Genomic DNA, 15806 nt, shown 5'->3' with positions numbered 1-15806 from the left:
GCTGCCTGTTTTTTGCAAATTTCAGCCCGTTTAAGTCACAATCTGTACCAATGCATCGTGGAATTCAATGATCGTGAAGTTTTAGCGAAGCGGAACTCATGCCTTGACCAAAGCGGCTTTTGTGCATTTGAGTTGATTATCTCGTGTGATTCAAGTGTTGCATCATTAAATAGATTATTGAACGTATGATGGCTGTGTCGGATCGAAGCTGCACAGAAGTTGTCTTTCCGGTTATTTTATGTGGCAATGGACATCATATTGGTCGAATAACACTTAAATTGTCGCGATTCGACTTCGAACGGATAGGGGATGACTGCTGCCGAGCGGATGCCGTCCAGCCGTAACGCGAAAACACGTTGATGTGTTTAGACGTTTTTTGATGCGTCAGAGCGTCTTAGCGTGAAGCCGATAAGCATCGGCATCACCAGCAAAACCATCGGGTACTGCAGCATCAGTCCGGCGATGATGGCGATGGCCAGGGGTTGTTGCAAACCCGAGCCCTGACCGATGGCAAGCGCCAATGGGAGCAAGGTAAGAATCGCGGCCAGGGTGGTCATGGTGATCGGCCGCAGGCGATCTTCGCTCGCCTGGCGCAGGGCGCGCCGCGGCTCCACGGTTTCAGCGAGGCTCACGTATTCAGATACGTAGAAGATCGCCATCTCGGTGCCGATACCGATGATCATCGTCATGCCCATCATCGCGGTGATGTTGAAATCGACGCCACTCAGCCACAGTGCGATGAACACCGCGGTGGTCGAAAACAGCGAGCAGCCCAGTACGATAAGCGCCAGCCACAGTCGCTGATATAGAAACATCAGCAGGATGAACTCGGCCACCAACGCTGCGGCAAACACCTTGCTCAAACCGACAAAGGCGATCTGCTGCTGCTGATACAGGCCGCCCAATTCGTAGCGAACGCCAGCGTCGAGCATGCTGGGCTTGGCCAGCAGCGTTTTTACATCGGCCACCGCGGCGCCTATGCCGCGACCTTCGATGCGCGCGGTGACGGCGACCATGGGCTGCAGATCTTCGCGCGAAATCTGCGGCTGGCCGCTCACCGGTTGCAGCGTAGCGACACGGCCCAGCGGAAACACGTGGCCATCCGGCGCGCGGATTGGCAGGCGCGCAAGCTGGGGAATCTTCAATCCCATCGCGCCGGGAATCCACACGCGCACGCCGACGCTCTTGGTCAGCTGCGGTAGCTGTGTGGCAACGGTGCCGGACAAGGCCTGATCCACGACCTGGGTGATCGCATCGACCGTCATGCCTTCGAACGCTGCCCTGGCGGCATCGATGTTGACGTTGAGCGCATCGCCGGCCAGCTGTACGCCACTCTTGATCTCGACCACGCCGTCAATCTTGCCGATCGCCTTTGCCACCTTGTCGGCCTGATTGTCCAGTTCACTCGGATCGGTGCCGTAAAGCTTGATCTCGATCGGCTCCGGTACGGCAGTGAGATCGCCGATAAGATCTTCCATCAGCTGTGCCAGCTCGATCTGCACGCCGGGCACATGGCTTTCGATGTTTCCGCGCACCGCGCTCATCACGTCTTCGGTGGCACGCGCATGATTGGGCTTGAGCTTGACGAAGAAATCGCCGTGATACGACTGTCCGAGATCACCACCGAGGCCGGTGCCGAGCCGGCGAGAAAACGTATCGACTTCCGGCATCGCCTTGAGGATGGCTTCGATTTCGCCGACCTGGCGCGAGGTCTCCGTCAACGAGGTGCCGGGCGCGGTGTAGTAATCCATCACGAAGCCGCTTTCGTCGACTGTCGGCATGAAACCGGTGGAGACACGGGTATAAGCGACATAGCCAAGCACCAGCAGCGGAACCAGCACTGGCGCGAGCAGCCACGGGCGACGGGCGAGGCCGTCGTAAAGCGGACCGTGTGCGCGTCGCAGCCATCCGCGAGGATTGCTGCCCGGGTCCTGCCAGCGCCGGAAATTGATCAACTGCCGCGCCAGCAGCGGCACCACCAGCGCTGTCATCAGCCAGGATACGATCAGTGCGCTGGCCATGGTGATCGACAGCGCTTTTGAAAACGCACCGGTTACGCCGTCGAGAAAGCCCAACGGGATAAAGACGATCAGCGTGGCCAGACTCGAACCCGATAATGGCGCCATGAATTCGCGTGCCGCCGGCAATACCGCATCGGCACCGATCGCACCCTGGCCATCCTCGTGCACGGCGCCGGCGCGGCGCGCGATATGTTCGATCATCACGATCACGTCGTCGATCACCAGACCGACCGCCGCCGCAATGCCACCCAGCGTCATGATGTTGAAACTCAGTCCCAGCACGCTCAGCAGCAGAACGGTAATCGCCAGCGTTGCCGGCACGACGACAATCGTGATCAGGGTGACGCGCAGATTGCGCAGAAACAGCAGCATCACGATGGCTGCCAGCACCAGGCCGATGATCACCGCATCACGCACGCTGCTGGCCGATTCGGTGACCAGCTCGCTCTGGTCGTACCAGTTGCGGATGGAAACGCCGCGTGGCAGCGCGAAATCAGCCAGCTTGTCGCGCACCGCCTGCGCGATCTGCACGGCATTGCCATCGGGCTGCTCATAAACGTTGAACAGCACGGCCGGCTTGCCGTCCTCGGCTACCTTGATCCATTGCGGTATGTAGCCATCGTGCACCGTCGCCACATCCGACAGCTTGATCCAGCCGGTCGCGTCACTCTTCAATACGACATGGCGCAGTGCGTCGATGCCTTTCAGCGAATGATCGGCGACGACGAGATAGAGCTTGTTGTGGTCCTGCACGTGGCCGACCGCCTGCAGCGCGTTGGCGCCGGACAGCGCCGTGACCAGATCGCTCAATGCCAGACCGTGCAAGGCAAGCTTCTGCGGGTCGGCTTCTACCTGGACTTCGGCTGTCTCGCCACCTTGCACATCGACGTGTGAGAGTCCCGGCACCGCGGCCAGCAGCGGCACGATCTGGTACTGCGCCAGATCCCTCAGCGCGACCGGCGACATCATGTCGGAGTGCAGCGCGTACGAGATGATCGGGAACACCGTCGGGTCCATTCTGCGCACGCCGTACGTACTACCCGCCGGCAGCGTCGGCAGCACGCGCGCAATGGCCGCATCGACCAACAGGGTCGACGAGGTCATGTCGCGACCCCAGCCGAAATCGATCGACACCTGCGCCGAACCACGCGTGGTTTCCGAGCGCACGTTGACCACGCCGGGCACGGTACGGATGGCCTCCTCTACCGGACGGGTGACCAACAGCGCGGTCTGACCGGCGGGTCGATCACCGGCATCGAGGTCCACCACGACGCGCGGAAACGACACCTGCGGAAACAGGCCGACCGGCAGCGACAGTGCGCTCGCCAGACCAGCGAGGGCCAACGCCAGTGCAACGATGATGAGCGTTCGCCCATGGCGCGCCAGCCAGTTGGGCTCACTCGATACCGGTTCGCTCACTTCGACGGCTCCGCCATGCGAACTGCCATGCCGTCATCGATTTGCGTATTGCCTACGACGACGAGCGGGCGCTGTGCATCCAGTGCGCCGCTGACCACCGAGACCGTATCCGACTCGCCAACAAGGGTGACTGGAATCTTGACCGCCTTGCTGTCGGCCACCTGATACACCTGCCACGTGCTGCCATCACCGACCAGCGCATCGCGCGGTACCAGCCAGCCACGCCATTGGCCGACGGTGATGTCGGCGCGATAACCCATGCCGGCGATCACGGTGCCGTCGGGCGTGATATCCGCGTTCTGCAGATGTGTACGCGTGTCGAGCATGCCGGCGACGCGTTTCACCACGCCGGTGACCGAAGCTCCCGCGCCCAATGGCACCAGCATGACTTTGTCGCCGGGCACGGGCGCATGCTGCGGATCCAGCTCGATGCCGACGCTGACTACCACGCCGCCGCCGCGCGCCAGCGAGAGCAGCGGTGCGCCCGGCTGCAAGGTATCGCCGCGCGTGGCCGCGATGCTGCTGACGATGCCGTCGACCGGTGCGAGCAGCTCGACCGTGGTGCCGTCGCCCTGCTGTCTGCGCAGCGCATCGAGTGCGGAGCGCGCGTCGCTGGCCGCCTTGTCTGCCTGCGCCAATTGATCGCGTATGGCGAGTTGATGCGACAGCAACTGCGCGGTGTGCTCGCGCTGCGCGCGCGCAACGTTCAACGCCGTACGCGCCTGCTGATACGCCGCCACCGCCGCCGGTGAAAGCGTGAAGGTGAGCAGGTGCTGACCGCGGTGCACGGCGGTGCCGGCGGTGACATCGAATTGGGTCACCGCGCCTTCGGCCTGGATGTTTAGCGTGGATGCTGCATCGATCGTCGGCGTGGCCGTGCCATAAGCGCTGATGATGTCCGGCAGACTGCCCTGATGCACCGCCTGGGTGGTTACCGCCGCGCTGATCTTGTCGCTGTCGCCGCTGTCTGTCGTGGCGCCGCCGCAAGCGGCAAGCGTCAGCGCCAAAGTTGGCAGGACAAACGGGCGAAGACGCATGTTCATGGCGCGATGACATCCTGGGAAAGGGAATCGGGCATGCCAGTGCCAAGCAGCGTATCCATGGCGACCTGCTGCTCCAGCACGGTCTGCTGCAGCGTAATCGCCGCGGCCTGGTGGCTCTGCGCGGCCACGATCAGATCCACGTAGGTGCGCAGATCGATCAGTCCCAGCTGCTGCGCGCTGGTTGCCTGGTCGGCATCGTGGATGGCTGCCGGCAACGCCGGCAACAGCTCGGCGAGTTGGGCACGCGCCTGCGATTGTTCGGTGAGCAGCGCATCGACTTCACTGTGCGCCGCGGTCAGCCGCGCAAAGTATTCGTCATGCAACTGCTGCCGCGTTGCTTTCGCGATGGCGATATTGCCCTGGTTGCGATCGAAGATCGGCAGATCGAAGGTAATCGCAGGACCGCCGTTGCGCACACGACTGTTGTCCTGCGAGGCAGCGTAGCCTATCGACAGCATCGGGAACTGGGCCAGCACGGCCGCGCGCAAGGTCGCTTCCTGTGCCTGATAGCCAAGCTGCAGGGCGACCAGATCGGGCCGGCGACGTTCGATACTCTTTGCGCTGCTGCGGATGCTATCCGCATCGGGTGCGGGCAGGTTGAGTGTCGCTGGCAGCGGGATTGCCGCATCTGCTGCGACACCGAGCAACGCCGCCAATTCATGCTGCTGGCCAAGCAGACGACGTTGCAGATCATCGTAGGACGTACGGGCATCCGCCGCCGCCACAAAATCCGGCGAGGCCGCGGTCAGATCGGTGTTACCTTCGGCGATGCTTTTGCGCAGCTGCTGGTTGCGTTGTTCCAGCTGAGTCAGCGTGTGACTTTGCAATGCCCGCAGTCTTTCACCCTCAACCAGATCAACGACCAGCATTTGCGTCTTGCCGAGGGTCTGCCATTCCTGCCACAGCAAACTGGCGTCGACCTCGGCAGCGGCGGCCTTTGCCGCCTGCCGTCGCGGCGCCAGCGTGACCAGTGAGCGGATGTCCTCGCTGATGCCGGCGGTCCACGCGGTGGCGTCGCCTACGCCGGAGATGAGATAGCCGATGCTGCCATTGACGGAAGGATTCGGCAGCAGCCCGGCCTGAAGCATTTGTGCCTGTGCAACGTCGTGCTGGGCGCGTGCGGCGCGCAGGTCGGGATTGTTGAGCAATACCAAGCGTTGGAACGCAAGCATGTCGAGCGCACGGCCGTCGGTCGGTGCACCCTGAAGATGGGTTACATCATCCGGCAGCTCGACCGCCGTCGGCAGCGGCGCAGGACGATAGGTGGCACATCCACCGAGCAACGTCGCGCAGCTCAGCAATAGACCGGCAACGGACGTACGCGACCACGATGTCGAATTTGGTCGTGCGCCTGACGCTCGCCATGTGAGTGATCGCGACAAGCCGCGCTCCGAGTCTGCCTGATGTGTCTCGTTACGCTAGCGGATGTGGCTTAGTAGTGACTTTGTTCGGTATGACAATCTCGCGAAAGCGTTTCCCGGGAGGGCTTCACTAAGCCTGCGATAAGCAGACGCTTTCATGCTGGGCGGCATAACGCATCCACCCTCTCCGAGCAGGCAGCCCTATGCAAACCCTTTTCCGTCATCTTCTGCCTGCGGCGCTTGCGCTGGCGTTGACTGTTCCGCTGGGTGCGAGCGCTGGCCAGGCAGCGGACAACGATCAAGTGCTCTCGCGAATGAATCTCGGCGGTGACGGCGGCTGGGATTATCTGAGCGTTGACGCGCAGCGCCATCACCTGTTTGTCAGCCGCGGTGATCGCGTGCTGGTAATCGACCTGCAGCACGCGAAGCAGATCGGAACGATTGCCGATACCAAGGGCGTGCACGGCATTGCCGTGGCGCAGGACCTCAAGCGCGGTTTCACCAGCAATGGCAAAAATGCCACCGTCACCGCGTTCGATCTGGATACGTTGAAACCCGTGGCGGTGATCACAGGCACAGGCGAAAAACCCGACGCGATCGTGTACGACACTGCCTCGCATCACGTGTTGACCTTCAATGGCAAGAGCGGCAACGTCAGCGTGATCGATCCGCAAAAAAATAGTGTGGTAGCCACCATTGCGCTGCCCGGCAAGCCGGAGTTTGCGGTGTCCGATGGCGCCGGTCATGTCTACGTCAATATCGAGGACAAATCCGAGCTGGTGCAGCTCGACTCGCGCAGCAACACCGTGCTCAACACGTGGCCGCTGGCGCCGTGCGAGTCGCCCAGCGGCCTGGCCATCGACCGCGAGCATCACCGGCTGTTCTCGGTCTGCGATAACCAGAAGATGACGGTACTCGATGCGGGCAGCGGCCATCTGGTGGCAACGCTGCCGATCGGCAATGGCCCGGATGCGGTGGTATTCGACGACGCGGCATCGGTGGTCTACAGCTCTAACGGTGAAAGCGGCACGATCACTGCCATCCACGAGGACGATCCGGATCACTACACGGTGAAAAGCACGATTGTCACCCGGGTCAGCGCGCGTACGCTGGCACTCGATCCGCAGTCACATCGCCTGTATCTGTCCGCTGCGAAATTCGGCGACACCAAACAGGCAAATGGACATCCATCCATCGTAGCCGGAAGCTTTGCGGTCCTGGTCGTCGGTAAGCCCTGAGAGGGTGGGTGGCATATCGATCGCCGCCGATCATTCGCCGAGCGGAATAGCCACCCGCACGCGCAGACCTGTGCCGAAAGGGGAGTCGAGCAGTTCGATCGATGCGCCGTGCAGTTCGGCAGCGCGCTGCACTATCGAGAGGCCAAGGCCATAACCATCGCCCCGGCTGGACTTCTCCCGGTGAAAGCGCGCAAACACGGCGGCGCGCTGCTCCGTCGGAATGCCGGGTCCATCATCGATCACGTCCAGCGTGGCCTCCTTTGCGCCCCGCTCGATGATCAGCTGAACTTGCCCGCCCTGCGGAACATGTCGCAAGGCGTTTTCGATCAGGTTGCGCAGCAGCGCCGCCAGTGCTGCCTCGTAGCCCTGCACGATCACCTGCGGACTTTGTTGCATGAAATCGAGTTGCACGCCGCTGTCGGCGATGATCGTGGTCAGCTCTTCGATGACGTCGCTGGCGACTTCGACAAGATCGATCGCGGTTCGCTGTCCCGATGCCACGCCAGCCTCCAGTCGCGCCAGCGCGAGCAGCTGCTCGATACGGCGGGCGAGTGCAGCAACACTGTGCTGTGCGCCGGCTAGGCTGTCCTGCGCTTCGGTCAGGTTGCTGGTGGCGATGGCGCTTTCGAGATTGATCATGATCGACGCCAGCGGCGTGCGTAGTTCGTGCGCGACATCCGCACTGAAGCGCCGCTCGCGTTCGAGCGCATCTTCCTGACGTTCGAGTTGTCCGTTGAGCGCCGCAAGCACCGGTTGCAGTTCCAGCGGCGCCTGGCCCAGATGAATCGGCTTGCGACTGCCTGGCTCGCGCGACGACAGCGCCTGCGCCAAAGATGCCAGCGGTTGCAATCCACGCTTTACTGCCCAGCCGACCAGCAGCGCCAGCAGCGGAAGCCCGATCACCAGCGGCACGCCATGATCGAGCCACAGCGCATGCAGAATGCCGTTGCGACTGTCGTAACGCTCCGCCGTGCGAATCGTCACGCCTTCGGCGACATCTCTCAGCGTGTAAACGCGCCAGTTGTATTGCCCGGTATGCAGGTCCTGAAAATCCGCATCACCGGGTTGCGGCGCGGGCAGGTCGATCACATTGGCCGTCGCCAGCATGGGGCGCCCCAGGCTATCGAACACCTGAAAGCCGACCTCTGCCTCGTACGTGTAGGCGTGCTTGCTGCGTGCCAGCTTGATCGCGGTTTCGTTCGGTACCGGTACCAGGCTGCTTTGGCCATCCTGTCCGCTCAGCGAGCTGATGCCGGTGTGCTGGATCAGGACTTCGAGCGTGCGTGCCGACTCCGCCAGCCGCCCATCCATCAGTTCGTCGACTTCCTTGATTGTGCGCTGAAAGCTCAGTACGCCCAGCGGCACCAGCACGGCGACCAGCACGATAACGATCAGCCAGCGCAGCCGCGCACGCAGGCTTGTCGGTTTCACTTTGGTTCCCGCGGAATCATGTAGCCGAAGCCGCGCACGTTCTGGATCGTCTCGAAGCTCAGCTTGCGTCGCAGCGCGTGTACCAGCACTTCCAAAGCGCTGCTGCCGACCGCATTGTCCAGACCGTATAAAGAGTTCTCCAGACTTTCGCGGCGGACCAAGCGGCCGGCCCGTTCCATCAGCGTCTGCAGCAGCGAAAATTCGCGACGGGTCAGTTCAACCCGCTCGCCGCGGAAGCTTACCTCGGACGTACCCAGGTCGAGGCTCAGCGCGCCGACTTCGATGCGGTTGGCGGCGAGGCCCTGCATGCGGCGCGTCAGCGAGCGAATGCGTGCGCCCAGCTCGTCGAGATGGAACGGCTTGATCAGATAATCATCGGCACCCGCATCCAGTCCGGCCACGCGTGCCTCAAGCGTGTCGCGCGCCGTCATCACCAGCACCGGCGTCTTTATGTTGTTGCGGCGTGCTTCGATCAACACTTCCAGGCCATCTTTGCCCGGCAGGCCGAGATCGAGCAGTACCAGGTCGGCGGTTTCATCGCGCAGAGCGATGAGCGCAGCGCGGCCGTCGTGCAGCCAGGTCACGGTATAGGCAAGACGCTCCAGCGCACGCTGGATCGCCGCGCCGAGTTGGGTATCGTCTTCCACAAGGATGATGTGCAACGTGTGCTCCTACGGATGTCACATCACCGCGTGTGTCGGAGCGGCATGGACCACGGCGCAGAGTATCGCGGGGATGGCTTATAAACGACTTATGGGGCGTGCAGGCGCGCGTCGCATCGACATGGCATGGCCTCACCTTTGTGCTGATCAATGACCGTTTGCACGAGTTTGGGCAGGCGTAGGTGCTCGGCTTGGGGTCGACGGGGACGGCCGGATTCGGGCCGGTGATTCCGGCCGCTCAGGTGTTGGCGACGCTCCCGATTCTGAGTGGCACGAAGTTTTAGAGTCCGATCCCAGACTTGCTATGTATTACGAAGATGATCAATCAATAGGTCACGGATCATGCAGCGATCGCCCTTGGTGAAGCCGAGCAGCATGCGACTGGCATAGCGCAAGCGCGGCGCCATCTGGGGGCCCTCTGTGCCGCGATGTGCTGCATCAGGTCGGTAAGCTCGAATCGCTGATGGAAAAGCCGGTAGCGATCGTGAAGCCGAACAGGACGGTGTTCGATCCTTTTATGAGTAGTGCCACGACGGGCATTGCCGCGCTGCTAGCCAGCCACCATTTGTAGGCGTGAAAATGTCGGATGGTTATTTCGGGGTGGCCGAGGAGCGATTGCGCAACGAAGGACGGCAGGCGGCGTAGTGGCGCACGCCGGGTGCGATGCGCACCCGGCTTCCCACGGAAAGGTTTTCGATGGCTATAGCGGGGTGACGCCGGCGCACGGAGGACAGGCTGCGTCTGCCGGAGCTAACGCCGGTGTTGTCGTGGTCTTTGGCGATGTCTTGGCGGTGGCCGTCCATACGGTACTGCCATCGCTTTGATAGCGGGCCGTCAGCTGCACGGCATTATCCTGATAGACCATGATGGCCGGCGCCGTGCTGTTGAGGGCCGCCGCCAGCGGCCGCGCCGGCGTGGACACGCGTTGCGCATCGGCACCTAGCGGCAGCACGAGAAAATAGCCGTTCGCCGTCGCCACCGTCGCGCGTACCGTGCCGACGAGATCGTTGACCTGGATGTACTTGACCTCGTCCTGCACGAAGACGTAGACGCGCCAGCCGGGCGCCGCACTGACATTTTTCGCCTGCGGCCATGACTGTCCCAGCCCCGACTGTTGCTGACTTGTTCCAGTCTGCTGTGCCATGGCGGGCAGCGCCACAATGCCGGCGATCAACCCAGCCAACAATGGTGCACGCAATACATTGTGTCGAATCATGGTGTCCCCTCTGTTCGCGAATTCACATTCATCAGTTTAAGTACCAAACGTATTCCATGCAGCCGTCGCTATTGCATCACCGTCTTGTCGCCAGTCTCACGCCACGCTAACTGCGCGTCGACCTTTATTTGCGGCGAATCCAGCGTCGAGCTTTACGTCAGGTGTATCCAGCAACGACACGCTAATACGTTGCCGACGCTTGTTGGAGCGCAGCCTGCCTTGGTAAAGGCTGGCCCGATCCCGCATACCGGCAAGATCCAAACCCATGGCGCCGAGTCGAGACAGTAGCAAGTGGCTGCTCTTGGGTAGCGCGATCAGCAGGGGCTGCGCCGTGGGCGGTTCGGGTTCGCCGGCCACGACCAGCATTGTCCAGGGTATGTTGCGCGTCGGTCCCACCATCATCACCCGTACGTAGAGGCGGATACATGGCGTGGCTGGCGATTGCATCAGCGTATATGCCACCGCTTCGCAGGCCAGCCGGTAGAGCGTCCACTGCGCGCCTGGCGTCAGCAGATTTACCCGCTCCGAGACGTGGCCATCGAAGATGATGCCACATTCTTCCATGGTTTCAGCGATCGCGCCGCCCCAGAGCGCCGTAGGCAAGCCCAGGCGTGGCCACTGCCACGGCGATGGAAGAAAACTCTCTTGCACCGAGGACGTGAAACGCTGGACCAGAAGCAGCAGTGTACGGAAGTAATGCAGCTCATTTTCAGGAAGCACGTCGCGGACGCGTTCGAGCAGGCGGCCATAACCCTCCTTGATGTAATCATGGGCCTGTCCCTGCATCTCCATGCCACGACGTAGCCGCAGCTCGCCCTGATAGATTTCATGGCGCGCCGCTTGCCGGACCTGCACATGATCGCTCGCCAGCTGCCGCTCCTGCTCATTGAGCCAGTTGATCTTCGCTCCCAGCGGCAGTAACACCGTGAGAAAAATGGCCATAAAGTTCTGCGCGCTGATGACGCCCGGATCGTAGTGCGCGGGCATGCTCAGCAGGATGCCAACGCTGGCGGCGGTGCCGCCCACCGCGGCGCCCTGCCAGCCATAGCGCACGGCCATCCAAGCCACTGGCAAAAACAGGGCCATACGCGCGGCCTGACGCCATATGTCGCCGGCGACACCCACGCCCATCGCCGTCAGCAGCCCGACGCACGCCAGTCCGAGCACCACGCCTTCGAGCAATAGACGGCTGCTGCCCATCTGCCGACCCAGGTCACGCCAGGAGTCCGCCCGACGAACGGCTTGGTGGATGGCCAGCGCCAGCGGCCCCACCGTCAGACAGCCCAGATAGGTTCCCAATAGATAGCGCGGCGCCCAAAGCCAAACCCAGGCGGGACCGTTATCTTCCGGCTGAAACGTCAGAATAAGTTGCAAGGTGCTATCGGCTGCTGAAAGCAGCGCGAAGGCGAAGGTACAGCCCAGCAGCGCCGCCATATGCTTGGCTGTGATCGATTCGAGTACCCACTTGCCGGATACCGTGCCAGGGAGATGTGCACGCAGCGGCCATGCCACCACCATGGCAAAAGCCGATGTCGGAATCAGATGCAATAGCGACCCACTCCAACCGTATTGGTCAAAACAGGCATAAGCGACGGGGATAAAAGCCACGAGATTGGTGACCAGCAGGGCCGCCCAGAACCGACGCGGCAGCAGCAGCACACCAGCCAGCCAGATCCCGGCTTGGGGCATCCAGTAACCGTAATAGACCAACGAAACGCTGCGCAGCAGCAGGTACGCTCCGCAGAATGCCACGACGATGACTAGCTGTTGCGGCCAGGGCGTAAGCCCTATCCTCTTGAGCATGATGGTCTCCACTCCCTGAGTTGAAAGGGTTACGTACCCGTCGTTCCATCAGCCTGCGCCGAAAGTCCGTAAACGTCGTCATACCCCTCCAGTTTTATTACATTGCGGCCTCTCTCCGTGTCAATGAGAAATAGTCTTAGGGCCTGTTCACGATCTCCCCGACATTCCTGATAATGGGAATGTGTAAGAAGAGCTATCCCAGCGATATGAGTCGCGAACGGTTCGATCAGGTCCGACCGTTGCCAGAGCAGGCCCGCCGGAAGACCAAGCTCCGGATCGTGGATCTGATACGAAGTGTAGTGCGCGGTGTTGTACCTGCTGCGCACGGGCTGCCAGTGGCGCGAACGTTGCTGAGCGACTTCCCCAAGTGGAGCGAACAAGATGAAGCCATCCGGCCTTCTTGGCTTTGCTGCTCAGGAAATCGTGAACCGGCTCTTTAAGAGAGTGCACATGGGAGCCGCCGCGTCCGCATCGAGCGAAAAACGGACGGCTAAATGCCTGTGTAACGATCAGCGGTCAGTCGGTTGGACAATGTCACTGACGCGTTTGTTTCCGCTGTCAGGGATTTGGATTTTGTTTGGTTGGCCACGGCGCCGCCTGCCAACAGGCGTTGTAATAGTCCTTGAGGGTACTTCTGACAGGTTCGAGGTAGAAGGTAAAGCCGTTGCGGAATGCGCTATTGCTGTCGCCAACCCATGCACCGACGGATTGCGCAAAAATGATGTATTCCAGGCGAGCGGGCGGATAGGGCCGGGTCATCGTCACCGAATCGCTGGCGACACTGGCACCATCTCGCGGTTGCGTCAGCGTCTCTTGTCGGTTGATCTCGAAATACGATCGTGCGCCACGCGCCACAATATCTTTTGCACGGGCTGCGCCTACCTGATTGATCGCGGTAAGCGTCACGAGACCGCGCTTGCACTCGATCGTCATTCGGTGCTCGCCGTGACGGTCGACCTGATCGAGCACCAGATAGAGTCCAGTGGCGGATGGCTGGTATTTCGCCGTGAGGGGCAGCCGTCCGTTGTTGGCCAGTCCCGATGAAATCATCTGATCTGCCGTCAGCCATACCACCGCATCGTGTGATGTGGTCAGCATCGGCGTAAGCGCACTGGGATTGATGCCCATGTCCTTCAGATACGAAACGACTTCGTCCGAGGTCTGCTGCGCCTGGCCAATGCCGCTCACTGCCGGGTCCATCGTGTGGTACGAGGACAGACCGATGCGATCACTACCGGTGGCCGCCCACCGATAGAGCCCTCCGAAGTAAGCATAGGTGCATGCACCCACGCAGACAGCCGTGTTGATCTCCCCCTTGCGTCTTGGCTTGCCCAGGTGCGTGACCATCGAACCGGCCCTAAACAGACGCCCCAGCGCCAGGCCTGCGCTCAGGTTTCCGCTCGAGGAATTCAGATAGATATCGGAGCCGTTGGGGATCTTTCCCGACTTCATCAACGCGGCAACACGTTGAGGCGCGTCGGCGTCGATAACGCCATAAAGATAAACCTGCGGAACGTCGGTGACAGATAGGGTCAGCCGATCGCTATCGATCTGGATGGATAGTTGATCTGCAGACTGACCGCGCGACGAGCCTTTGAGCGTATGCGTCTCTACGCCACGAGCATGAGTCTCAAATGTCGGACCGAGGCACGCGGTAAGCAACAAAGCGCACCAGAACATGTACCGGCGCCCGCCTATACGGGCAAGAAAAGGTTCAACAACCATACCGTATTGCACTACTGCTCCCGGAGCTCAGACCACCCAGTCTCCTTTGTGCCAGATGTCCTGCAAGTGAACACGGCTCAACACACGGGGCAGCGCCACTACTTTCAAGACTCGGACGGAGAAGCGGACACACGCAGTGTCTGTTCACAACGGCGGTCTCAAACGATTGCTTGCCGTAATCTATCTACGGTCATCAATTATGCTGCGCGATGATCTCTGCCTGGCGCAGTACCTCGTCGTTTACGGATTGCACAATGGGGATCCGTATTTGTATATCCGGTGTAACGCCTCTCTTCTCGCGCAGATCTCCATTCGGCCGGACAATTCTTGCTTTGGGATAGCCGACCAAGAGCTTGGTGTTTTTCAAGGTGAACTGCTCCATCGCGCCATAGGTCGTCGCCATGTCGGACGTTGGTTCTCCCAGAATGACGCCGAATTTGTAGTCCTGAACGAGAGCGGCTACCGATACGGCATCCGAGTAGGACTGGCGGTCGATCAGAACAAATACCTTGCCGTTAAAGCGCTTTCCCGGACGCGGATAAGCCAATGGAATATCGAAATCAACGATATCTCCGCTTGACGCGTGTGCGTAGAGGTTTGCGTACTTTTGCGAAATGGGCCCGGCTGCTGCGGCATCATTCGCGATCCGGGCCTGGTTCGCGGCCGTGGATTCCTCACTCACTTTTATCTTGAACTGCGAGGCAAAGCGGAATGGGCGAGTGGCAATCCAGGAGACCAGGACATCGCTAAAGAGGTTGTCGCCGCCAGGGTTACCGCGTAGATCGATGATCACGCTTGCCGCGTGCGCTTCGGAAAAACTTTCGAATGCGCTATCGATGAATTGGCGAAAGCTGGAAACGTCCCACTCTTCGGCTCCGGTCTTTGCCTCCGCGTTGTAAAACGGCCCCGGACGAAGGTACGCGACGCTATCGCTGAGCATCCTCGAATCGCGCAATGGCTTTTCCAGATCAAGAACTGGCGGCTGCTGTTTACGAGCTGCGTCCATTTCAGCGCTGGTGCGAGCCGGTATGTGCAGACGCTGAGAAGCGGAACCGACCCTGCTCAATACGATATCGAAACCGTCAACCGCGCCAAGTTCGACCCAGACATAAGTGGGAAAGTCATACTCCATCAGCGAATGGGCCATGTATGGCGTCTCCGCGGATACATGCCGTTCCGTCCGCTCCAGCCAGCGCGATAGGCTTTCCCCGTCGAGGCTGGTTATTTCATCCCCTTGTCGGATCGTATCCAAACCGCTGAGGTTTTCCGCTACGTAAACGCGACCATCGGCAATTCTTATCTGCAGTGGGAAAGCCCGGCCGCCATGTTTTCTGTACCGCGCCCAATCCGATGCTGGCGAGTCGACGCGCGTATGGCCCATGTGTACGGCGGCAGCAAACAACTCGAATTGGTTTTTTGCCTGCGGCAGAGTTAGCGGCCGACTCAACCCTGCAAGCGTCCGAGCGTACAGTCGATCAAGTTCTGGCTTTGGCGTGAATGCATAGAGATCGAAGTGCGCCGCTTTAAGTTCGCGGTACATCTGTTCGAAGTCCGAGCGCAATTCCATAGCTGAGTACAAACGCTCCGGCGCCGCGCTTGGCTTTGGCGCCGGATGACTACCCGCCAGACAAACGCCGCTGGCCATGCTCATCAGCGCGACCAGGCAAGTAAGCAGAATCCGGGATTTCATATGCCCATCTCCTGGTCGAGGACGATTGCCATATGCTGTCCTGCGGCTCGTATCCATGTTCTGGCATCCTTAAATTCTGACGCGCAGAAGGCGTGATCGTATTGACCGCTACCTAAGTTGAGCGGCGCACCCCGCACCTGGACTAATGCCAAGCTCTGCGTAACTTCAAGCGAATGACGAATGTGCGCTGTACCTAT

The 15806-nt window shown here is 60.8% G+C and carries 10 protein-coding genes and 1 pseudogene; 2 read left to right on the top strand and 9 right to left on the bottom strand.

All coding sequences use genetic code 11. The annotated features are described in order from the left end of the window. Positions 1–365: 365 nt before the first annotated feature. Genes HDE80_RS15630 through HDE80_RS15620 form a run of 3 tightly spaced genes read right to left on the bottom strand, consistent with a single transcriptional unit; the run spans position 366 to position 5865 of the window. On the bottom strand, positions 366–3440 hold the full coding sequence (locus HDE80_RS15630) for an efflux RND transporter permease subunit (RefSeq protein WP_345776464.1): 3075 nt from the start codon (positions 3438–3440) through the stop codon (positions 366–368). Continuing rightward, the gene (locus tag HDE80_RS15625) at positions 3437–4483 is read right to left on the bottom strand and encodes an efflux RND transporter periplasmic adaptor subunit (RefSeq protein WP_184672413.1); all 1047 of its coding nucleotides are present in this window, start codon (positions 4481–4483) and stop codon (positions 3437–3439) included. Before HDE80_RS15625 ends, HDE80_RS15630 begins: the two co-directional genes overlap by 4 nt. Next, entirely contained in the window at positions 4480–5865 is a 1386-nt protein-coding gene (locus HDE80_RS15620; RefSeq protein WP_184672411.1) for a TolC family protein, read from the bottom strand. The genes HDE80_RS15625 and HDE80_RS15620 overlap by 4 nt, the downstream gene beginning before the upstream one ends. A gap of 182 nt (positions 5866–6047) precedes the next feature. Between HDE80_RS15620 and HDE80_RS15615 the strand changes: the two genes are divergently transcribed. Beyond that, a complete protein-coding gene (locus tag HDE80_RS15615; protein WP_184672409.1) occupies positions 6048–7082 on the top strand; it encodes a YncE family protein in 1035 nt (344 codons plus the stop codon). 30 nt (positions 7083–7112) lie between these two features. On the opposite strand, the gene HDE80_RS15610 is transcribed toward HDE80_RS15615, so the two are convergent. From HDE80_RS15610 to HDE80_RS15595, 4 genes are all read right to left on the bottom strand, one after another. Continuing rightward, positions 7113–8513: an ATP-binding protein gene (locus HDE80_RS15610; protein ID WP_184672407.1), complete on the bottom strand. Its 1401-nt coding sequence runs from the start codon at positions 8511–8513 to the stop codon at positions 7113–7115. Then, complete coding sequence (locus tag HDE80_RS15605) at positions 8510–9175, bottom strand: response regulator (RefSeq protein WP_184672405.1); 666 nt, start codon at positions 9173–9175, stop codon at positions 8510–8512. Before HDE80_RS15605 ends, HDE80_RS15610 begins: the two co-directional genes overlap by 4 nt. A gap of 700 nt (positions 9176–9875) precedes the next feature. Beyond that, the gene (locus tag HDE80_RS15600) at positions 9876–10391 is read right to left on the bottom strand and encodes a hypothetical protein (RefSeq protein ID WP_184672403.1); all 516 of its coding nucleotides are present in this window, start codon (positions 10389–10391) and stop codon (positions 9876–9878) included. A 96-nt stretch (positions 10392–10487) separates the two neighbouring features. Then, positions 10488–12194 carry an MASE1 domain-containing protein gene (locus tag HDE80_RS15595; RefSeq protein WP_184672401.1) on the bottom strand — a complete coding sequence of 569 codons (1707 nt, stop codon included), beginning with the start codon at positions 12192–12194 and terminating at the stop codon, positions 10488–10490. Positions 12195–12373: 179 nt separating this feature from the next. Between HDE80_RS15595 and HDE80_RS15590 the strand changes: the two are divergent. Then, positions 12374–12565, top strand: a pseudogene (locus tag HDE80_RS15590) (transposase); the annotation flags it as partial. 187 nt (positions 12566–12752) lie between these two features. Here the strand turns inward: HDE80_RS15590 and HDE80_RS15585 are convergent. Further along, positions 12753–13874 (bottom strand): hypothetical protein, encoded by a 1122-nt coding sequence (locus HDE80_RS15585; protein WP_255483830.1) that lies wholly within the window; start codon positions 13872–13874, stop codon positions 12753–12755. Between the two features lie 238 nt (positions 13875–14112). Next, the gene (locus HDE80_RS15580) at positions 14113–15609 is read right to left on the bottom strand and encodes a S41 family peptidase (RefSeq protein ID WP_184602756.1); all 1497 of its coding nucleotides are present in this window, start codon (positions 15607–15609) and stop codon (positions 14113–14115) included. Between the last annotated feature and the right edge of the window lie 197 nt (positions 15610–15806).

This window comes from Rhodanobacter sp. A1T4, assembly GCF_014207185.1.
GTDB lineage: Bacteria > Pseudomonadota > Gammaproteobacteria > Xanthomonadales > Rhodanobacteraceae > Rhodanobacter.
The sequence above is the reverse complement of the archived record's forward strand: the minus strand, read 5'-3'. Positions and strand labels throughout refer to the sequence as shown.